Source organism: Bartonella sp. PS7NMGDW (genome assembly GCF_042193585.1).
GTDB classification, from domain to species: domain Bacteria; phylum Pseudomonadota; class Alphaproteobacteria; order Rhizobiales; family Rhizobiaceae; genus Bartonella; species Bartonella grahamii.
This window is the reverse complement of record NZ_JBHILX010000009.1, coordinates 12,923-33,943: the sequence shown is the minus strand read 5'-3', so window position 1 is coordinate 33,943 and position 21,021 is coordinate 12,923. Positions and strand designations below refer to the sequence as shown.

The 21,021-nt window shown below is 37.8% G+C and carries 14 protein-coding genes and 1 pseudogene; 5 read left to right on the top strand and 10 right to left on the bottom strand.

Annotation, left to right across the window (positions count from 1 at the left end; translation table 11 throughout):
* Positions 1-164: 164 nt before the first annotated feature.
* A pseudogene (locus ACFIKJ_RS06290) lies at positions 165-1,248 on the top strand (type ISP restriction/modification enzyme); the annotation flags it as partial.
* Between the two features lie 2,109 nt (positions 1,249-3,357).
* Here ACFIKJ_RS06290 and ACFIKJ_RS06285 read toward each other — a convergent pair.
* Positions 3,358-4,731, bottom strand: coding sequence for a glutamate--cysteine ligase (locus tag ACFIKJ_RS06285; protein WP_375670354.1), 1,374 nt, complete (start codon positions 4,729-4,731; stop codon positions 3,358-3,360).
* Positions 4,732-4,799: 68 nt separating this feature from the next.
* Complete coding sequence (locus ACFIKJ_RS06280) at positions 4,800-5,543, bottom strand: 16S rRNA (uracil(1498)-N(3))-methyltransferase (protein WP_375625159.1); 744 nt, start codon at positions 5,541-5,543, stop codon at positions 4,800-4,802.
* A gap of 235 nt (positions 5,544-5,778) precedes the next feature.
* Here ACFIKJ_RS06280 and ACFIKJ_RS06275 point away from each other — a divergent pair, with 235 nt between their 5' ends.
* Positions 5,779-5,922 carry a hypothetical protein gene (locus ACFIKJ_RS06275; protein ID WP_012754785.1) on the top strand — a complete coding sequence of 48 codons (144 nt, stop codon included), beginning with the start codon at positions 5,779-5,781 and terminating at the stop codon, positions 5,920-5,922.
* A 313-nt stretch (positions 5,923-6,235) separates the two neighbouring features.
* Here ACFIKJ_RS06275 and ACFIKJ_RS06270 read toward each other — a convergent pair whose 3' ends face one another.
* On the bottom strand, positions 6,236-8,116 hold the full coding sequence (locus ACFIKJ_RS06270; RefSeq protein ID WP_375625160.1) for an AsmA family protein: 1,881 nt from the start codon (positions 8,114-8,116) through the stop codon (positions 6,236-6,238).
* A gap of 314 nt (positions 8,117-8,430) precedes the next feature.
* Between ACFIKJ_RS06270 and folD the strand changes: the two genes are divergently transcribed.
* Positions 8,431-9,330 (top strand): bifunctional methylenetetrahydrofolate dehydrogenase/methenyltetrahydrofolate cyclohydrolase FolD, encoded by a 900-nt coding sequence (gene folD / locus ACFIKJ_RS06265; protein WP_375625161.1) that lies wholly within the window; start codon positions 8,431-8,433, stop codon positions 9,328-9,330.
* Positions 9,331-9,396: 66 nt separating this feature from the next.
* Here folD and edd read toward each other — a convergent pair whose 3' ends face one another.
* The 7 genes from edd to ACFIKJ_RS06230 all read right to left on the bottom strand — a co-directional run bounded on the left by edd (position 9,397) and on the right by ACFIKJ_RS06230 (position 17,935).
* Positions 9,397-11,220, bottom strand: a complete 1,824-nt coding sequence (gene edd, locus ACFIKJ_RS06260) for a phosphogluconate dehydratase (RefSeq protein WP_375625652.1) — start codon at positions 11,218-11,220, stop codon at positions 9,397-9,399.
* A 56-nt stretch (positions 11,221-11,276) separates the two neighbouring features.
* Complete coding sequence (pgl, locus tag ACFIKJ_RS06255) at positions 11,277-12,029, bottom strand: 6-phosphogluconolactonase (RefSeq protein WP_375625650.1); 753 nt, start codon at positions 12,027-12,029, stop codon at positions 11,277-11,279.
* Between the two features lie 10 nt (positions 12,030-12,039).
* Positions 12,040-13,512: a glucose-6-phosphate dehydrogenase gene (gene zwf, locus ACFIKJ_RS06250; protein ID WP_375625648.1), complete on the bottom strand. Its 1,473-nt coding sequence runs from the start codon at positions 13,510-13,512 to the stop codon at positions 12,040-12,042.
* Positions 13,513-13,632: 120 nt separating this feature from the next.
* Complete coding sequence (locus ACFIKJ_RS06245) at positions 13,633-14,916, bottom strand: NAD(P)/FAD-dependent oxidoreductase (protein ID WP_375625193.1); 1,284 nt, start codon at positions 14,914-14,916, stop codon at positions 13,633-13,635.
* Between the two features lie 11 nt (positions 14,917-14,927).
* On the bottom strand, positions 14,928-16,355 hold the full coding sequence (locus ACFIKJ_RS06240) for a glutamine synthetase family protein (RefSeq protein ID WP_375625165.1): 1,428 nt from the start codon (positions 16,353-16,355) through the stop codon (positions 14,928-14,930).
* Between the two features lie 559 nt (positions 16,356-16,914).
* On the bottom strand, positions 16,915-17,187 hold the full coding sequence (locus ACFIKJ_RS06235) for a hypothetical protein (protein ID WP_375625166.1): 273 nt from the start codon (positions 17,185-17,187) through the stop codon (positions 16,915-16,917).
* Positions 17,188-17,203: 16 nt separating this feature from the next.
* Complete coding sequence (locus ACFIKJ_RS06230; RefSeq protein WP_375625646.1) at positions 17,204-17,935, bottom strand: hypothetical protein; 732 nt, start codon at positions 17,933-17,935, stop codon at positions 17,204-17,206.
* Positions 17,936-18,274: 339 nt separating this feature from the next.
* Between ACFIKJ_RS06230 and ACFIKJ_RS06225 the strand changes: the two genes are divergently transcribed.
* Complete coding sequence (locus ACFIKJ_RS06225; protein WP_375625168.1) at positions 18,275-19,696, top strand: coproporphyrinogen-III oxidase family protein; 1,422 nt, start codon at positions 18,275-18,277, stop codon at positions 19,694-19,696.
* A gap of 10 nt (positions 19,697-19,706) precedes the next feature.
* Positions 19,707-20,927, top strand: coding sequence for an MFS transporter (locus ACFIKJ_RS06220; protein WP_375625642.1), 1,221 nt, complete (start codon positions 19,707-19,709; stop codon positions 20,925-20,927).
* Positions 20,928-21,021: the final 94 nt, after the last annotated feature.

Here is a 21,021-nt window from a genome sequence, read left to right as displayed (position 1 = left end):
CTCTTATTTCAAACCTGTTTATCTTGAATCAATCAAAATCACTTGCTTGCACGTCACAAGCAGGGCTGGCGTGTAAATAAAAAATGTATAAGAAAGGAGTAGAAATACTTCTTATGAAACGTCTTAATTCAAGAGCTATCACAACATTGGAGGGCGGAGCTTGGGCAGAAAATATAAATAATATGATGGCTTTTTATAATAGTGCAGTAAAATGTTTTAATGATACCTATCTATATGCTGATCGAACAACACGTGCACGTACCGTAGATAATTTTATCACTTTAGATGTAAAAAAGATAAGTTGTAGTTATAATGTTAAGCAAGAACTAATCAGAGGAAGGGTTTTTGAATTTGAAGAGATATGTCTCACGCAAAGTTCGTATCGTCCTTTTACACGACTATGACTTTATTATAATCGTATCTTAAATGACGGAGTTGATCAGATACCACATGTATTCCCTATGGGGCAAGCAGTAGAAAATAGAGTCATAGAAATTACAAGCATAGGAGCACGAAGCTGTTTTTCTGTGTTGATAGCTAAGAATTTACCTAATCTAGATGCAATAGATACAGGCCAATGCTTTCCACAGTATTTTTATAAAAATGTTGAATCTTCTATAACTGATCATGATGAGAAACAATCCCATTTGTTTACAAATTCAATAAAGGAAAGAAAAACATCTGGTTTACAGAGGCGTGATGCCATCACTGATAAAGGATTAACGCATTTTAAGCTGCTTATCCTAGTGAGACCATAACTAAAGATGATCTATTCTATTAAGCTTACGGATTATTGCATTCAAAAGATTACCGTACTCGCTATGCTCATAATTTATGCAAAGAATTGCCTCGTATCCCCTGTGTAAAAAGCGCTGAAGATTTCAGGATATTGTGGACAACAGAGTGTGAGTTTGATCACTTGCACATAAATTATGAAAGTGTGGAGCCTTATCTTGTGACCTTTAAAAAGGATAAATCTACTGTTATTTACAACAGCAATATCATCATGAAAAACATCCCTCTTGAAGCTTATGAGTATATCGTTAATGGCAACCCCACTCTTGAATGGGTTATGGAGCGTCAATGTGTAAAGATAGATAAAAAGAGTGGCATCGTTAATGATGCCAATCGCTATGCTATTGGAACCATTGGTAACCCTGCTTATCCATTAGAGTTGTTTCAAAGGATCATACTATAAGTTTAGAAACAATGAAAATTGTTAAAAAACTACCAAAATTAGAAGTGTGAGAAACCGAATAGACTTATGAGGTTAACACACCTCATAAAGATCTCTTGTGTATTGCTTTAAAACGGCAGTCTATAACTTTAACCATCTTATTAAGTTTATTACCTACAATCTTAAAAGGATAGTTTATATGTGTTATTCTAAAGACAAGGCTTTGCACTTTTAGACACTGTTATTTGGATTGCTTTTAAAAGATTATATCATAATCTAAAATGATAGCTTTATTGTTTTCAAAAGCTCTGTTGAAAAAGAGCTATATGTATTCATTTTACTTATAGATTTTGAAGGTGTCTAAAATCCTCAAAATCTTCAAGAACCTCAAAACTAATAACCATAATGGTCTTAATAGCATTTTTTATGACTAGAACCTATCTTTTGAAATGGCTTTAAAGGATCACATGCTTATCATAAGATATATTTAATCACTCACTAAAATGATCTATTTTGTCGGTTCAATTTACTGACAGAAAAACGACAAAAGTCTATTAAAAGGGAGTTTTCTGACCTCTATAATTATCAGTCTCTCTTTAGATGTCTTTATAACAGGCAATAAAGCGCATTATCATCTTTATTATTTATGTTATGAAAATGAAAAATGATGCCACGACTATAAAAAATATAATAGCTATAGAGCATACGTGAAAAAACAGGTTTTCATAATCACAATGCAAATGAACGCGTTGGTTACAAAGAGCGCAGTGCCTATTAAAGTTGTTCAAATTAGAAACCCTTATCAACAAAATCCACAAAAATCATTAAAAACATTTAGTAAAAAACTGATACGTTATAAAGCTAAAAATACACATGATGATAGCGTTTACAAATATTATTAATGTTGTATATAAGAAAATAACGCATTCATTTAATGAATACCATAATATAGATTTAAAATATACAATAAAAAATAATAAATTAATAATTATATAAATAATATTTAATACACAATATATTTAAAATATAAAAATTTTATTGATAATAAATATGTATTGCATCATATAAATAATATATATATTAGCGGATATGTTACGAAAAAGCATTTTCCATACCTTTAAAATACTGACTGTCTTTTATGTTTTTGTTAGTATATGAGTACTTTGTCGGGTGTAGCTATGCCATACAATACCCTTTTATGGGAAATGCAACGCCACTCGTAATCTACATATCATTCAATATAATTTGAAACACAATACCAACAAAAATATCACATATACCATTGATATAACCAAATTAAATGATATCAACCGTCGTAATAGCCCCGTATTCAATACCGGCCTATTTATCGAAGATAAGCAGTTAAATCACTCATGAAACGTACCGTAACATTTATTGTTTTATCTTCTCTATTGATCGTTTTGTTTGCTGTATTAATATCACTTGGATATACTAAAGTGAATGATCCCCTGTAATTTTCCTATCTGTTTTAAAAATACATCTATTGCCTTCATGATGACTGTATAACTATATCGTATAATGGTACAAAAGGTATAAGAAGCCTCAGGGGATCTGGCTACTAAAAAACGGAAGAAGAAAAATTTAAAAGCGCACTAGATATGTTTAGCTAACAAAAAAGTTTTCGTTGCCCGTCTCTGCAAAAACTGAAATTTTTTATTTTTATTCCATACTTTACTCTTGTAACAAAAGAATAACACATATTGCTATAATATAATCAAATACATGGAGTGAGAATAATAAGACATAAAGAAATATTCATATTAGCAACATAATTTCAAGAAATTATCCATTAAAAATGATTTTTGGTATATTTCCTCCTTTAAACGCAAATTATATTTTTTTATCCCTTTTAAAAGTGAAAAATATTATTTTCAAACCTATTCATAAGTGGGATGAGCCACGTGAATAAAAATGTTTGATAATAAGCTTAAGTATATCTTTTATGAGCTATCTTTAGCACAAAAGTACAACATTAAGATTACGGAAATATCGTGATATTATTGGGTATAAAAATCACACTGCCCAAGAGATTTTTGTATTGTACCCTTTATGAGAAATGTTAAAAGAAAGGCAGGATATGCTCTCTAGAGCAAATGAGTGAATGAGCCACCACGGTGATATGCATTTTTTAAAAAGTAGGAAGCCTCTTTTCTTCAAATTTAATAGGCACATTCTAAAAATAAAGGTTCTACAGATTCATTCCAAATAGAATAGTAGTGAGACAAAAATTTTTCAGCATCTGTTTGTCCCATTGCAACAACCTCTTCTAAAGGATTAAGAAAATTTGTTTCATCAAAACCATTCGTATCATACTGTTTGCGATTTTTTAAGCCTTTGCGGGCAATAGCAAGAGCTTGTCGTGCTAACTCTAAAAGAATAGTTTGACGAAAAGGAGTTCTTAACCCTTCTTTAGGAACGCGTTGGCGCACATCTAAAACTTCTTCAAAACACCAATCTTTTGTCAAAGCTTCTGCCTCATTAAGTGCTTCCCTATCATACAGAAGCCCGACCCAAAAAGCCGACAACGCACAAATGCGCTTCCAAGAACCGCAATCAGCTCCTCTCATTTCTAAAAATCTTTTTAAGCGGACTTCAGGAAATAACGTCGATAAGTGATTAATCCAATCTCCCATGTTTGGAATTGAATTTGCAACTTGTCCTTTTAATGCTCCATTCATAAACTGACGAAATGTTATATGTGTACAATCATAATAACGACCATCCCGCACAACAAAATACATTGGAACATCAAGAGCCCATTCAACATAATCAGCAAAACCAAAACGCTCAGAAAATATAAAGGGAAGAACGCCTGTCCTCTGATTATCCGTATTACGCCAAATTTCAGAACGCCACGACAAAAAGCCATTTGGGCGTCCTTCTGTAAAAGGTGAACTTGCAAATAATGCTGTTGCAATGGACTGTAATTTCATGGACACTTGCATTTTTCGCCGCATATCACTTTCAGATGAAAAATCAAGATTAACCTGAACTGTTGATGTGCGATACATCATATTAAGACCATTATATCCCACTTTAGGCATATAATCAGTCATAATCTGGTAACGTGATTTAGGCATTCGTGGCGTTTCAGCTAAAGTCCACTTTGGACTAGCTCCAAGACCTAGAAAACCTATACCCAATGGTTCTGCAATTTTTTTGAGAAGAGTTAAATGCTCCATCAACTCGTGATATGTATGGCCTACTGATTTTAATGGTGCACCAGATAATTCAAATTGTCCTCCAGGTTCCAAAGAAATGGCTCCCTGATTAACTGATCCTACGAGCCCAATAATATTCTCATCATCTAAAATAGGTTTCCATCCTAAGGCACTTTGCATCCTCTCTAAAAGCGCTCGGATTCCCCTCTCTCCTTCATATGGAACAGGGTGAAAACCATCTTTATAAAACGGAAATTTTTCATGTTCTGTACCAATACGCCAATCATCTTCTGCTTTATACCCCCCTTGGAAATAACTAACCAAGGAATCTAAGTTATAAATTTCACTTTCATCAGTTATATCAAGCGCCATAACTTATCGTATCCTATCATTGGTATCATCATCTTAAATGAATTGTTTAGAATGATTTTACAGATTTCTCAATCCATTGCCCAATCCCCCACGGTAGCATTAAGAAGAGCCAAAGCAGCAACAGCGGCAGTGTCAGCGCGTAAAATACGCGGACCTAATGATATTGGAACCACAAAAGGATGTTTTTTTAAAAAGCTCCGCTCTTCTTCACTAAAGCCACCTTCCGGTCCAATAAGAATACCAGGTGTTGTAACGTCACGCTTTTTAAAAGAAGGTAATGGATTATGCGATTTATGCTCTTCATCACAAAAGAATAAAGGCTGTGTCTCATCCCATCGTGCTAAAAGTTCTGCTAATGATAGAGCAGATACGCATTCAGGGAGAGATAAAATACCACACTGTTCAGAAGCTTCAATAACATTGGCTTCCATACGCGCCATATTGATACGCGTAACCTGCGTATGATGCGTTATAACAGGCTGCAAAACCGATACCCCCATTTCAACAGCTTTCTGCACCATATAATCCAACCGCGCGTTTTTGAGTGGAGCAAAACAATAGATAAGACTGGAATGCGTCGTTTGTAATCTTTCTTGATGGATAAGCTGAACCACAACAAATTTTTTCTTAACAATGATAAGTTTAGCAAGCCACTCACCATCCTGTCCATTAAAAAGTAAAATTTCTGCTCCTTCTTTCATACGCAAAACATGCACAAGATAAGAAGCTTGTGCCCCCTCTATCTTTATTTCTTCATTCAGAGCCAATGTCTGTCGTATAAATAATCTTTTAAGTTTATAATTTATGCGCATAAAAATTTTGCCAATGCTCACTATCGTCATCGAGAAAATAAAGAAAAATATATAGCAAAAAGAAAAAATTATATCTATAGAACTATAATATATTAAAGAATTATAGAGTTTTTTTAGCTTTATGAGATAATAATAGGAACTTATAGATCCTTAAGTGATTCTACTTTCATAAAAGTTTAAATAATGCACCATTCATCTTTGCATTCAGTCATTGATGCATCCGTGGAGGAAAAATATGTCTGCTAAAAAAGCTACAATTATTACGATTACAACCCTCTTAGCCTTTATTTTGATTACAGTGGGAATTGGTTCTGTTGGAGCAGATGGGAAGCATACAATTACCAAAGATGGCTATGGTATTTCTTCTGGGATTCAGTAAGCACTGGCCGACATCCCTCTTAAAAATTTAATGTTTTTTAGAAACTTTTCTAAGAACTTGCATCAATATTATGAATTTCTTGTATTTGAAAGATTCCATAAGAAGGATTTTTATTTCTCTCTTTAATCATTTATCTGTATCAACCACACTTATGACAGAGAGAACGATTTTTACTGCTTCATCACGAACGGATTTAAAATGAGAAAATCTTCCGATAGTGAGACCTCTGATTTAAATTTAAAAGACAATTTTAAGTTACAAAAAGATGGATTACCATTATAAGATAGAATGTTATATAGATAAAAAACAATTCTCAATCTGCGTCAATGTCTTTTGTAACCCAAAAGTTACCATGATTTTGTCCTTTAGAGCTTAGAGAAAATGTAAAAGGCCATGCAAGGCTATTAGCGAGACATTGGACATCTTTACATAAAGTTTCTGATCTATAATTTTTGCGTAGTTGTGCCTGTAATATCAATTCATTCTGCTTCCCTTGCGTAATAGCAGTTGCAACGGTTCCTTGAATGGATAAGCTCGAGTCTGCTGTACGCATTAATGACTCTGTCACCTTCATCATACCTTCTGAAAAGCTTGTCTGAATATCCCAGTGATCAAATGTTGTTGAAAAAGTATCATTAGTCATTAAAAGAAATTGTTGTTTATTTAAAAGTCTTGTTTGTAATTCGTTCAAATCATACCCTAAGAGCCGACCAGAAGACATCTTCAGTGTTAATTCACCCTGCATTTTTGTAAAAATTTCTCGCCAAGAATCAGCAAGTGTTCGTACCGTTGCAGTAAAATTCGTTTTGCTTTGTATAAATGGAATAAATCCCAAGGTTTCTAAAGTCTCCTGCATATCAATAGAAGCACCTGAAATATTTCCTCCTATACGCACTTTCTGTCCAGCTGGCGTAACTTCAATATTACTTTGCACGGATCCACCAAAAATATTCGCATGTCCAAGATCAAAAATACCATGCCCATTTCTTATTTGTATTGCAGCAGCTAAATTTGTGAGTGAAATATTTCCTATTTTAGCTTGTGGCGCAGAAAGTCGTATATCCACGCCAATACGATGAAAAATTGTCATATCAAAGAAGGAATTTTTCTTTTTACCTGAAAAAAACATTGAACCCAAGAGGCTAAGATCTAGGTTATCAAAGGCTAACGAACCCATAACATTTGGTACATAATCTTGAAAATCGAATTTTAAAGCTCCTCGCGCATTGGCTTTCCCCATCGTAAATGTAACATTGTTCATTTGAATATGCATTGGCTGCGCTAAAAAATGAGATTCCCATACAATGGGTATTTTTAATTTATATCCCCAAAACTGATTTCCACCAACCCAAGACAATGTCTGATTCCATCCCGGAGAACGCATCGATACTTTTCCGTCAAAAATATAATATTCAGATAACCGAGCCTTTCCTGTAAAAGTTATTCCCCCACGTACAGAATTGAGACTTGCCCTAATATGACTTTTTCCTCCTGCAAGAAGCAGCAATGCTTGAGAAGCATCAATTGATAACTTTGTAAATTCTCCGCGCCAACGCGCATCTGCACGTAACCGTACTTCCCGAGTCGATTCCGGCCAATCTAAAGTCGCATTTAATCCTGTTATTTTTTCTGCTAATCCTGAAAAACTATCGTGATACACAAGAACACCATTTTTAATGACAATCCGCCCAAAAGGTTGTTTTAAAAGGTGCTCTATTTCTGGATGTTCAGGATTATGTTTTAATATTTCACGCGTATTGCGTATTGCCAACCCTAATGCACCTTGTGAGCGAGAAAACCGATCAAAAAAATCTGCTATTGTTTTAACAGGCTTTTCCATAACAAATTGAGGACGCATAATCCGCGTCTCTGAAAAAGAAACATGTCCCCAAAGAAGATCGACGACAGAAAGATCAACTTCTATTGATTCAGCTTCCATTAATGGCCCAACATCATCCATTTTAGATGTTAAAGTAACACCAGAAAGAAATGCTTTAGGATAAGGAAAAAGATGTAACCGCGGTGGATCACGCAATTGCACATTGTAACCGGTCCATGCACTCAAATCCTGCGCTAAACGAATGCGAATCGCATCTGTAGAGATAAGATAAGGTAAAACGAGAATCCCCACTCCAAATAAAAAGATAATTGTAATAAAAATTCCGCTCAAAAATTTTATTATTCTGATGCGCACAATATCCCTCTATATTTATCCCCCTATAACAGATTAAAAACAAACTTAAATGATCAAAAAAAGTTTTTATAACCCTATAATTCACTATATCCACTTTGTATCTTAATTATTTTTGTTCTTTATCCAAAATTTATTCAAACAGCAATGTTGCTGCTTCTTTATAAAGCAATTATTTAAAAATCTTCAAAACTATAAATCCACAACATTATAAAACCATTCTTACTGTTCTCATATGAATATTGCTATAAAACTCTATCGTATTATTAGAAAATGCTTTACAAAAAAACAAACAGCCTTACCGAAAGGATCTCTGAATGAATAATATTATCGATGGAAAAAAACTTGCTGAAGAGATTATTGCGAAAGTTAAGGCCGAAACAACAAAGCTCCGCCATCACTATAATATACAACCTAGTATCGCTGTTATTATTGTTGGAGATGATCCCGCAAGTCAAGTATATGTCACCTCAAAAAATAAAAAAGCCGAAGAATGTGGGTTTCTTTCAATCAAACATGTCATTTCCAAAGAAACACAAGAACAAGAACTCCTTCAACTTATTGCAACATTAAATTCTGATCCAAAAATTCATGGTATTTTGGTACAGCTGCCTCTCCCTGCTCATATGAATACAAATCGCATAACACAAGCCGTTGCTTTCCAAAAAGATGTTGATGGTTTTCATTATATTAATGTAGGAAAACTCGCGGCAAATGCACTTGAAGATGCGATTATTCCCTGCACACCAGCTGGTGCCATGATGATGATCGAACAACACTGTGGGCAAGATTTATCTGGACTTGATGCTGTCGTTGTTGGACGCTCTAATATTGTTGGAAAACCTATGGCTGCCCTTTTAACAGCAGCCAATGCCACTGTGACAATTGCCCATAGTCGTACCCGTGACCTTGATGATGTTTGTCGAAGCGCTGATATTTTAGTCGCAGCTGTAGGCCGCCCACAAATGATTAAAAAAGACTGGATCAAAAATGGTGCAATTGTTATTGATGTCGGTATTAACCGCGTTGCTGCACCAGAAAAAGGTGTAGGGAAAACACGTCTTGTTGGTGATGTCGATTTTGAAAACGTAAAAGAAAAAGCTGCCGCGATCACCCCTGTTCCAGGAGGCGTTGGACCAATGACAATTGCCATGCTTATGGTTAATACACTCAAAGCCGCCGCGCGATCACACAATCTGCCTATGCCAAAATTCTAAGAATTATAACAATTCCTTGTATATGGTTTTATTGTACATGATTAAGCTTGTTTATTTTTGCATTTTTCATGTCATAAAAACAGATGCTCCTTGATCTGCACGATTAACGGATTGACGAAAAACATGAAAAAGTTCGCGTCCAAAACCGTGTTCGTTTTTTGAAAGATCAGGAGGTATGATTTTTCGTACGTTAAATTTTGCTAAATCCTCCAAAAGAGTTAATTTACCCTCATGAGCATCAAGAAAAACAATATCACCATCTTGCAAACGTGCAATGGGACCATTATCCACTGCTTCCGGTGTCACATGAATGGCAGCAGGAATTTTTCCTGACGCCCCTGACATACGCCCATCGGTTATCAATGCTACCTTTTGACCGCGATCTTGTAAAACGCCTAAAATGGTCGTTAATTTATGAAGCTCTGGCATACCATTGGCTTTTGGTCCTTGATAGCGAATGACAGCGATAAAATCTTTATCATACAACACTCCAGATTTAAAAGATTTTTGTAGTTCTTCTTGATCATTAAAAACAAAGACTGGTGCTTTAATCTGCCAATACTCTGGTTTAACAGAGGAAACTTTTATAATAGCTGTTCCCAAATCTCCCGATAAAACACGAAGACCACCGTCAGGCTGAAATGGCTTTCTCCACCCTGCTAACACCTTATGATCACCACTTTCCTTGAGAGCCGCTTCACGCACCACATGACCATCAGCAGAAAGCTTTGCTTCAATTGCATAAGCATTGAGATCTTTACCAAAAACCGTTGAAACATCTTCATGTACTAAACCTGCATCGATAAGCTCGCGAATAATAAATCCCATCCCCCCAGCAGCATAAAAATGATTGATATCCGCTAAACCATTAGGATAAATGCGCGCTAAAAGAGGCACATGGCAAGAAATTTCTGCAATATCATGCCATGTCAATTTAATACCGCAAACAGCAGCCATAGCAATCAAATGAATCGTATGATTGGTAGAACCTCCTGTTGCATTTAATCCTACAATGGCATTCACGAAAGAACGCTCATCAATGATCATACCAAGTGGACTATAATGATCACCAAGATCTGTCATTTCAAGTACACGTTTCGTAGCTTCTTTTGTTAAAGCATCACGCAACGGTGTATTCGCATTAACAAAAGAAGCTCCCGGCATATGAAGCCCCATCATCTCCAGTATCACCTGATTAGAGTTAGCGGTTCCATAAAATGTACATGTTCCTGGTCCATGATAAGAACGAGCTTCTGATGCTAGAAGTGTTTGGCGATCTATTTTATTTTCCGCGTAAAGTTGACGTATCTTCGCTTTTTCATCATTACCTTGACCACTTGTCATAGGACCAGCTGGTATAAAAATTCCTGGTAAATGACCAAATGTTAGTGCACCAATCAATAAACCTGGTACAATTTTATCACATACTCCAAGATACAATGCTGCATCAAAGACATCGTGTGATAAGCTTATAGCTGTCGCCATTGCAATTACTTCACGCGAAAAAAGGGAAAGCTCCATCCCCGCATTTCCCTGCGTAACACCATCGCACATCGCGGGAACACCACCTGCAACCTGCGCAACACCACCAACCATACGGGCCGACTCTCTAATTAAGTGAGGAAATTTTTCAAAAGGTTGATGAGCTGAAAGTAAATCGTTATATGCCGTGATAATGCCAATATTCCCAACGATATTTCCCTTCAAACGCTCTTTATCTATTGCACCACAAGCAGCAAAGCCATGCGCCTGATTGGCACATCCTAAAAAACTTCGTTTGGGGCGATGAACTTGTGCTTTTGCAATACGATCTAAGTAAGTTTCTCGTGTTGATCGAGAACGTTCATAAATCCTTCGTGTAACTGTGGCAATTGTCTTGGAAAGTGCCATATTTCTCTCCCCCTTTCATTGTTGCTGCCCCTCATTCATTGAGAGAGATTACGTTTTTATTCACCTTGTGTCGCATATTTTGATTCACTTATTTCATTTTCTGCAGGCGACCAATAAACCTGAACGAGATGAGGGGAATTACGCAAAATTGCCCGAATAGGCATTTCTATTTCAGACCCGTCTTGACAAGCTTTTTCAAAACAATCGCGTTTCTGAAAACCTTCGATATGGAGAATAATACAACGAGACTGCATAATAACTGGCAAAGTTAGTGAGAGTCTTGGCTCAACAGCACTCTTAGCATGAAGGGGCAAAACAAGTGCTTGTGTTCGCAGATCAAGCGCTTGCTTTAAACGATCAGCATCAGGAAAAAAAGAAGCCGTATGTCCATCACCCCCCATTCCTAAAACAACAACATCAAAGGGTTTAGGCAAAGTATTAATACGACTCGCCGCTGAAAAAGCTGAAAGTTCAGCAGTAATCGCTTTATGATAAAGCCCTACAAAACGCGCTTTTTCGGCAAAATTTTGTAACAAATGACACCGTACCATATGCTCATTTGAACGTTCATCGTGTGTAGGAACGAAACGTTCATCGACCAAAGTAATAATGATATTTTTCCAATCAATATCCGCTTTTGACAAATAATGAAAAAACAATTCTGGTGTTTTACCACCAGACACCGCTAAAACTGCTCTCTTACGCTCAAGAACAGATACACTAAGCTCTGCGGCTACTCGATCTGCTAATGCCAAGGCTAAAGTCTGAGGGGTTTCAAAATCTAAACGGTCAATATTCATTCTATACATACTTATTGCTCTAAACTAAATTGTTCCATATACGCCCATCACGTTCCATGAGAATCGCCGAAGCAGATGGCCCCCACGAACCAGCGTTATAACTGTGAAAAGGCTGTTTTATTTCTTCCCACCCCTCAATGATTGGATCAATCCAACGCCAAGCAGCCTCAACTTCATCACGGCGCATAAACAGCGTTTGATCTCCACGAATAACATCCATTAATAAACGTTCATAAGCATCAGGATTACGTTCAGAAAATGCGGAAGCAAAACTCATATCTAATGGAATGTGACGAAACCGCATACCGCCGTAACTTGGATCCTTAATCATCAACCATTGTTTTACACCCTCATCAGGTTGGAGACGAATCACAAGCCGATTAGAAAAAATTTCATCTAAATCCACATTAAAAATATTATAAGGAATAGGTTTAAAAACCACAACAACTTCAGACATTCGCGTGAACATGCGCTTACCTGTTCGTAAATAAAAAGGCGTATTAGCCCAACGCCAGTTATCAATCTTAACCTTAAGCGCTACAAATGTTTCAGTCTTACTCACTCTTCCCAGATCATCAAAATAAGACTCTACAGATATACCATTTGATAGACCAGAAAGATACTGCCCACGTACAGTATGCTGCCCTACATTATGTACATCAAGCGGTGTTAAAGAATGTAAAATTTTAAGTTTTTCATCACGTACAGCATTAGCACTGTTGGTAAATGGTATTTCCATAGCAACTAAACAAAGTAATTGTAGCATATGGTTTTGCACCATATCGCGTAGAGCACCAGTGCTTTCATAATATTCTGTACGCCCCTCTAACCCTAAAGATTCAGCAACGGTTATTTGAACATGATCAATATAGTTGGAGTTCCATAGCGGTTCATAAAGTGTATTAACAAACCGCAATGCCATTAAATTTTGAACAGTTTCCTTCCCAAGATAATGATCAATACGAAAGATCTGCTCTTCATTAAAGGCGCTTGCAAATGCATCATTAAGTGAAACAGCTGTTTTTACATCGCAACCAATTGGTTTTTCAATGATAATCCGTGTTTGTGGTGTCACCAAATCATTTTTTCCCAACTTCATCGCAATATCAGCAAAAAGTGACGAACTAACAGCCAAATAAAAAGCTCGAATATTCGCTGAATCTTGTGACAGAAGGAGAGCTAAATCCTCCCACCCTCGATTTGAGGAAACATCAACAGAAACGTAAGTTAAACGTGCAAGAAAACGATTGAGTTCTGTTGAATTGAGATCTTTTGGATGGATATGTTTTTCTAAAGAAGTGCGGACAAAATTTTGATATTCTTCATGACTTAAGGAAGTGCGGGAAGCCCCAATAATACGTGTTGGCTCACTGAATTGACCAACACACTGACAATGATACAAAGCCGGCAAAAGCTTGCGCGACGCCAAATCACCATTGCCACCAAAAACAATACAATCAAAGGAAGAAACTGGAATAATTTTACGCACCATGAACTTGTTTATTTTTCTATTCGATTATGAAATCCCATATCACTTATAAAAGCTTCCATTATTAAAGCAGACAGATACTAAATAAGCCATTAATTTTCTTCATTTCAAGCAATGTTTCCATTAAAGGCGATCCATTAAAGAAAACCAACGCATTGCTAAAAATATAAGCGGATAACGCAAAACTCCTCCCCCCGGAAAAGATGAAATCTTTAAGTCTTGGAAATAGGAAAAACGTTCATATTTTCCAGTCAACCATTCTGCGTATAATTTTCCTATGAAAGGAGCCAGCATAACGCCATGCCCTGAATAACCACCACAATAAGTCATCCTTGAGAAAAGTTGTCGAACATAGGGCATGCGCTCAACTGTGATGGCAACCGTTGCTCCCCAACAATGGCTTAAATTGATAGAATGTAATTGAGGATAAATTTCAGCAATTTGCCGTTTTATACGTTCATCTAAATTCAAAGGATGTTTATTATCATAACTTTCTACGCCACCAAATAAGAGACGATTATCAATGCTTTTGCGAAAATAGCGAACCATAAAACGGGAATCATCAACCGATTCCCCGCCTGCGAGAATTGAACTGTGCTTTGGTAATGGGTCCGTTGCTCCAATATAAGAACGAATAGAAACAATATTTTTTTCAATAAAACGCTCCAGACCAAGTTTATACCCATTTGTTGCAAGTAAAACATGCTCTGCTGTTACACTGCCTTTTTCTGTTATCACTTTCCAATGGGCTCCCTTGCGCTTTACTGTCGTTACTTGTGACTTCTCATAAAGCTTAGCACCAGCATCTTTAGCTTTTTTTGCCAATCCAACAATCAATTTTAAGGGATTTATATGGCCGGTATCCGCATCATAAATACCACCACAATAAAAAGACGATCCAAGTCGCCTAGATGTTTCTGCCCTATCCATAAAAGTAAGCGCATGATAGCCATAACGCTGCATCACCTCAATATGCCGTTGATAAGAAAGAAGCTCACGCCTTTTATGTGTCACAGAAAGCTGTCCTCCTATCAAATCACACGAACAATTAGGCATCGCGCATAAAGATAAAATATCTCTTTTAGCTTCTTCTGCTAAATCAAACAGAGCCTTACTTCGCTCAAAACCATACTTTTTTTCTAATGTTTCTACCCATTGCCGTTGCCCTGTTCCCAGCTGTCCACCATTGCGCCCTGAAGCACCATCACCAAAACGTGATGCTTCAAATAAAACAACATCTACTCCAGCCTTGACTAAATGATAAGCAGCCGACAGACCCGTAAATCCGCCTCCAATAATGACCACATCACACTGTCTGTTTTCACAAAAAGAAGGATAAGAGGGACGTTCTTTTAAAGTATCTTCATACCAAGAAATTCCTGGAGAAATTGAATTATAATCAATCATCGTCATAAAATTTAAACATTCAGCAGAAGATATTCACGCTCCCACGGACTAATTACTTCCATAAAAGTTTCAAACTCTTGTCGTTTGATTGCAGCATAAGTACTGACAAACACATCCCCTAAAATAGCACGTATTGCTGTATCTTGTTCAAACAAATTGACTGCCTCAATGAGTCCACGCGGTAACTCAATATTATCAGCGTTTACATTATTTGTCGCTGGCTCATCCGGCTCAATTTTTTGTTGCAAACCAATAAGACCACACGCTAAAGAAGCTGCAAGGGCTAAATAAGGATTCGCATCTGATGAAGGAAGTCTATTCTCAACACGCCGCGCTTGAGGAGCAGAACGGGGAACTCGAAAAGCTGTAGTACGATTATCATATCCCCATCGCAAATTAACAGGAGCCGAATTATCAGGGACAAGACGTCGATAAGAATTCACATAAGGCGCAAGCATCACAAGTACCCCTGGCATATGTTTTTGCAATCCACCAATAAAATGGCGAAAACAGATACTTTCTTCACCATTTTCCTGTGTAAAAATATTCATACCGGTTTTCTTATCAACAACCGATTGGTGAATATGCATAGCAGAACTCGGCTGCCCTTGAATGGGTTTTGCCATAAAAGTTGCATACATATTATGTTTTAGAGCTGCTTCACGAATTGTTCGTTTGAACATAAAAACTTGATCCGCTAATTCAATAGGATCACCATGACGTAAGTTAATTTCAAACTGACCTGCTCCTTCTTCATGAATGAGAGTATCAATTTCCAATCCTTGTGCCTCTGAAAATTGATAAATATCATCAATCAAATCATCAAACTCATTAACACCAGCAATGGAATACCCCTGTCCACCACCAATTGAACGCCCAGAACGACCAACCGGTGGAACTAACGGATAATCAGGATCGGGATTTTTCTGTACTAAATAAAACTCAATTTCTGGTGAAACAACAGGGCTTAAACCCATTTTTGTATAAAAATGAACCACCGTTCGTAAAACATTGCGTGGTGTGTAATCCACAATCTGACCATTTTGATACACAAGATCACAAATCACCTGTGCTGTGGGAGCATCTTCCCATGGAACAATGCTTAACGTAGAAAGATCAGGTTCAAGGCGTAAATCACCATCTGCTTTAGGATATTCAAAACCATGACCATCTTCAGGATAATCCCCTGAAATTGTTGCCATAAAAACGGCTGAAGGCAATGCCAATGATGTTTCCGATGTAAATTTTTTAGAAAGCATCATCTTGCCCCGTGGTACCCCTGCTTGATCAGGCGTAATACATTCAATATCCTCTACCTTACGGAAAGCAAGCCATTGTGAAACTTGTTCCCAATTGTGCACACCACGTAAACTTTTGAGAAAACGAGAGACAGGTTTAAAATTTTTACTTTTCGTTTGTTTACCATTTTTTACAGCCATAACATACCAACTTTACAAACAATCAAGTTCTATTCTTATAGTATCAGCCTCTGCATAAACGACACGAAAAAAAATTATCAACTGATATTTTTGAAGAATACTATAAGATCTATCAAGGTAAAAGAACTTTACGCTCAACAAGCTATCCTATCACCATAGTGAAAAAGTTGATATTGCACGCGATACATCGGTGCGAACCTTCTCCTTAATATAAAACAGCGAGAAATACCATGGTGGACGTAACCTAATTCCGATTCAAATAATCATATATAAGAAAACATTGGCGAGAATAATAAAGGCGAGATATTTAATTTTCTTTTGGCCGTAGCAATGCTTAATTAAAAGAAAAGAAACTTTTCTTTTAATATGAAGCAAGTTTTGTAACTCTATTGTTATTCACATAGAAGAAAACAGCCTAGGATAGTGAGTAGCTATGCCTTTACAACTAATGCTTACAAACACTCACCACGCCGTAATATGCGTAAATGTATTTTCAGGATAAGACATACGCTCAGCATTTCCGACATGAAACTTAACCATCCCCTGCATAATAGAGCTATCAACCTTGTTCTGAGCGGATACCTATAGACTCTGCACTTATATAAATTCCCACCGCTTGACATTGCACTTCGCACACAATATTTAGAGCTGAAAATACAGTAGAGCATACCAAATCCAATAGATAGGATTTTTTGCTAATTGCGCCATGCGTGATCCAATATTTGATAGTCTCCAGCCCACTAGGAGATGTGTTATTTATATCTAAAAAGCCCCAAAAATCAGGATATGAGAACACAATAATATCAATTTCCTTTGAACTAACGTCCTTCATCGTCGATCTTCCACCGTCATAAAATCTTTTTTGTATCAGTTGCTTTCACATACTTTGACTTATGACCTAGTGATACTGTGCAGATTGAGTACACATCCCCAAAGCCTAGATTGTAATTAAGTTCGTACCACTCTGCTCTTTTATAAAATAAATAACCATAATCTTCAGATATAATACGCCTAGATTCAATAATTACCGTAAGCTTATGTAAATCATAACCCAATTGTGATAATGCCTCATAAATTTTACGAGGGTATTCGTCATTGATCGTCACGGCATAGCAGAACGCTGTGGAAGTCGGATATCCCCCGCCTAGACTGATAAAACTTTTTTGATCCTTCAATGCGTAAATATCCTTTCCAACCTTAGTTAAGGTGGATACTATTAACTCAGTCGAATTCAAATTAGAGCCCATATGCAAAGGCACCACATTAAGCCTAATCCTATTGGATTCTAGCAAAGATAATGCGGCACGTAACTCCGCCGCAGTCATATCAAAACGCGATCTATCCCCGTTTGCCAGTACATGGCACAATCTCAATGAGATTTTAGGCAATATGTCAAAATGGCGGGCAAGAGCGATGATGTCATGTAATTCGATAATATTATCACACTGGACATTTATATGTTTTCTAATAGATAATTCTATCTCTTCTCGAAGTTTTACAGGGATATTAAAAAATATATCTCTACCTTTAAAACCATCTTTTTGCGCTAATGATATTTCATAACCAGACGCAAATTCCAAGTCCCAGCAACATAACAATGATGCCCCGCACGTCCATTAAAACACCTTGCTTTTTCTCGCTCTAGGCATTCATAGCCCGACCACGTAAAACAGGATACCAATTACAATATCAGACCATAAGGCTGCAAGAGAAAGTTCTTTTATATTTTTATCTTTATATTGCCTCTTAAACAAGCTCGCCTGTTCATATAATAAGTTATATGTATAATACATATAACTTATTAAAAAAGGAGGATTCATTATGTTCCGTGAAAATCTTTGGTAATACACTCGGGTGATTGGGTCACCAGTCGCCCGTCAATAGTACAGTGCAAGTTAAGAAATTGGGGGAGGTAATCTGTGCAACTCGTGGATCATCCTTTTGTAAAATTCGATCAACTCAAGCCGATTTACAACTTCACATATCCGTTATTTCGCACTATTTCAAATGAATTTTACGATTACCTAGACTTTAATAAACTAGCGCAAAGTAAGCAGATTCCACAAGCGCGTACCATTTCTCTTTATTTGCATATTCCCTTTTGCGAAACCATCTGTTCCTTCTGTCCCTTTCAGAAAGGGGCCTACAAGCACGTTAAGCAAATCGAATCTTATATGTCAGCGCTTACCACAGAGAACAGAACCAAAGGAAATTTCATTCGCTCGCTTAGAGGGACCATCCGCAGCATCTATATAGGGGGCGGCACACCGTCGCTTTTGTCCACAGATAATATCCGACACATCGGAAAAGTATTGCATGCCGAATTTGAGCTCTCTTCCTTAACCGAGTTTACACTGGAAAGCGAACCGAAGAGCGTCACACGTGATAAACTTTATGCTGCCCGTGAGATCGGCGTTAACCGGATCAGCTTCGGTATACAGAGTTTCATTGAGCGTTTCCGATCATTGTTTAACCTCACCTCAACACGTGAACAAATCAACAATACCGTGGCTTGGTCACAAGAGATCATTGGACATGTCGGTTTCGACCTACTATATGGCATGCACAGCCAGCAAACTGAAGAACTATTATACGATTTGAAGCAAGCCAGCGAGCTTCATCCTGAAACCATCAACCTCTATGCAATCAACAATCTGGCTATCACGTCGCAACTGCATAAGTCTTACGCACAAAAAGGGCTAAAGCCATCCAGCCTACAGCATCGACAGATGCTTCGCTTATTTAGCGACATCGTTATGCGCAGCTGCGGCTATGCGCCGTGTAATGGGCATTCCTATATCAAAATTGCCAATAACACTCCTCTAACGCTCGCTAAAACGAGTTCAGCTAATTATTTCCGCTATCACAAATATTTGCATGGTTATCATGACGATTATGTGGTTGGCTTCGGGGCGTCAGCAATGTCGATTCTCGGCTCACTCGTCACACGAGCCAATCCCAGTCGAAGCGGATACATTACCGACATACAACTTAAAGGCAAATCCAAAGTATACTACAATTGGGTATCAGCGGAGCAACAAGCCTCCAAGGCTTTGTGTATGCGGCTACCTTATAACGGCTATGCCAAAAAAGAAAGAATTGACTGGACCGCACTTCCCTCTTTTGTATACAATAACCTACAACAGCTTATAGGCGCAGGTCTCGTCGCAGAAAGTGATAACGATCTCCAGCTGACTCAGCGTGGTTGGCAATGGTATTCCAACCTTATATATTTTCTTCTACCTCAGGAAAATAGGAATATCTTGGACGGCTATGTCGCAAACATGCTGAATACAACCGCCGTACTTGATGGACCAGCGGAAACCTGTGTGGCATCTTAAGGAGAAAAGAATGTTCACGCTTTTTGCCAATAAGAACATACGCTATTTTTGCCTAACTGTTAGTCTGCTCGCCTTACTCAGCGGTGCTTTGCGTACTGCCATCCCGCTATTAGCAAGACAATCTGGATATGGCGTAGTCGGAGTAAGTTGGGCGCAAGGTCTCTTCTCATTAGCGTGGCCAATTTTCGGCATCCTTGCAGGCGCTTTACTTGATCACTGCGACAAAATAAAACTTGCCACCTCGGCTCTCTTCATCTTCATGCTACTGCATATTGTACTGTTCGTACTGCTCATGATACAGATTGCTCCAGCCGAACAAATTTTCTTCTATGCAACCATTGCTGGATTCATCGTCGTTTCTGCCGAAGCTTATATAATGACGATTCCACCACTTATCATGGAGGGAGAGCGATTGATGACCTTCTACTCAATTGTCTTGTTTTTAGATTTCGGGGTCTCCTATTTTCTTGCCCCTGTTATAACAAGCAGCATTTTAGCGCATAGCACACTGCTATTTCTTGGCCTGTTAATCGTGCTTTTTATCACATTGATTTTTACTGCTCGCCGTGCTGTTCCGACATCGCCAACACCTGATAAAGAAAACATCACTTTTCGTTATATCATTGCCGGCTTTCGTTTCATTTTTTCAAATCGGCATCTTACCTCCCTTACATTACTCACATTCTTTCTATCGGTGGTATTTGGAGCATTCCTAACCTCGTTCATCTTCTTCGTTACCGACGGTCGGTATCTGGGTCTACATAGCAGCCAATATGGCGTGATGTTTGCAGCCTACGCGCTTGGTACAATGGCAGGTGCCCTATTTGCACCACATATACGCTATGCACCGGTGCGCCTAGCTGTTCTCACTGACGGGTTAGGAACGGTTATCTTGCTGCTGGTTCCAGCCTTTTCAAAAAGTGCTGTCGTCGTATGGGGCGTCACCTTTATCGCTGGCGTTGGAGCAAGCTTATGGTTTATTGGTGTTACCGCCTTCAGGCAGCGCCTCACACCAAAGCAACTTCTCGGGCGAGCTAATTCTGCTTTTCGGGTGATCGGCTATGCTGGAATGCCGGTCGGAAGCTTTTTGGTCGGCGTCCTTGGTTCTTTTATATCATTGCAGTTTGCTGCCGCCTTTATCGCTGGACTACTATTGGTGGCTATCGCGATAACGCTTCCATTTCTTTGGCAGGCTGATCATATAGACACACCCAACCCTGCCACGAGGTAACAGCTGCCTTTTAAAAAAGACACGGTCAAAAAAGGCACACATACCCTATTACGCAATCGATTGACCTGTTCTTTGGACGAGGAAATTATAACCG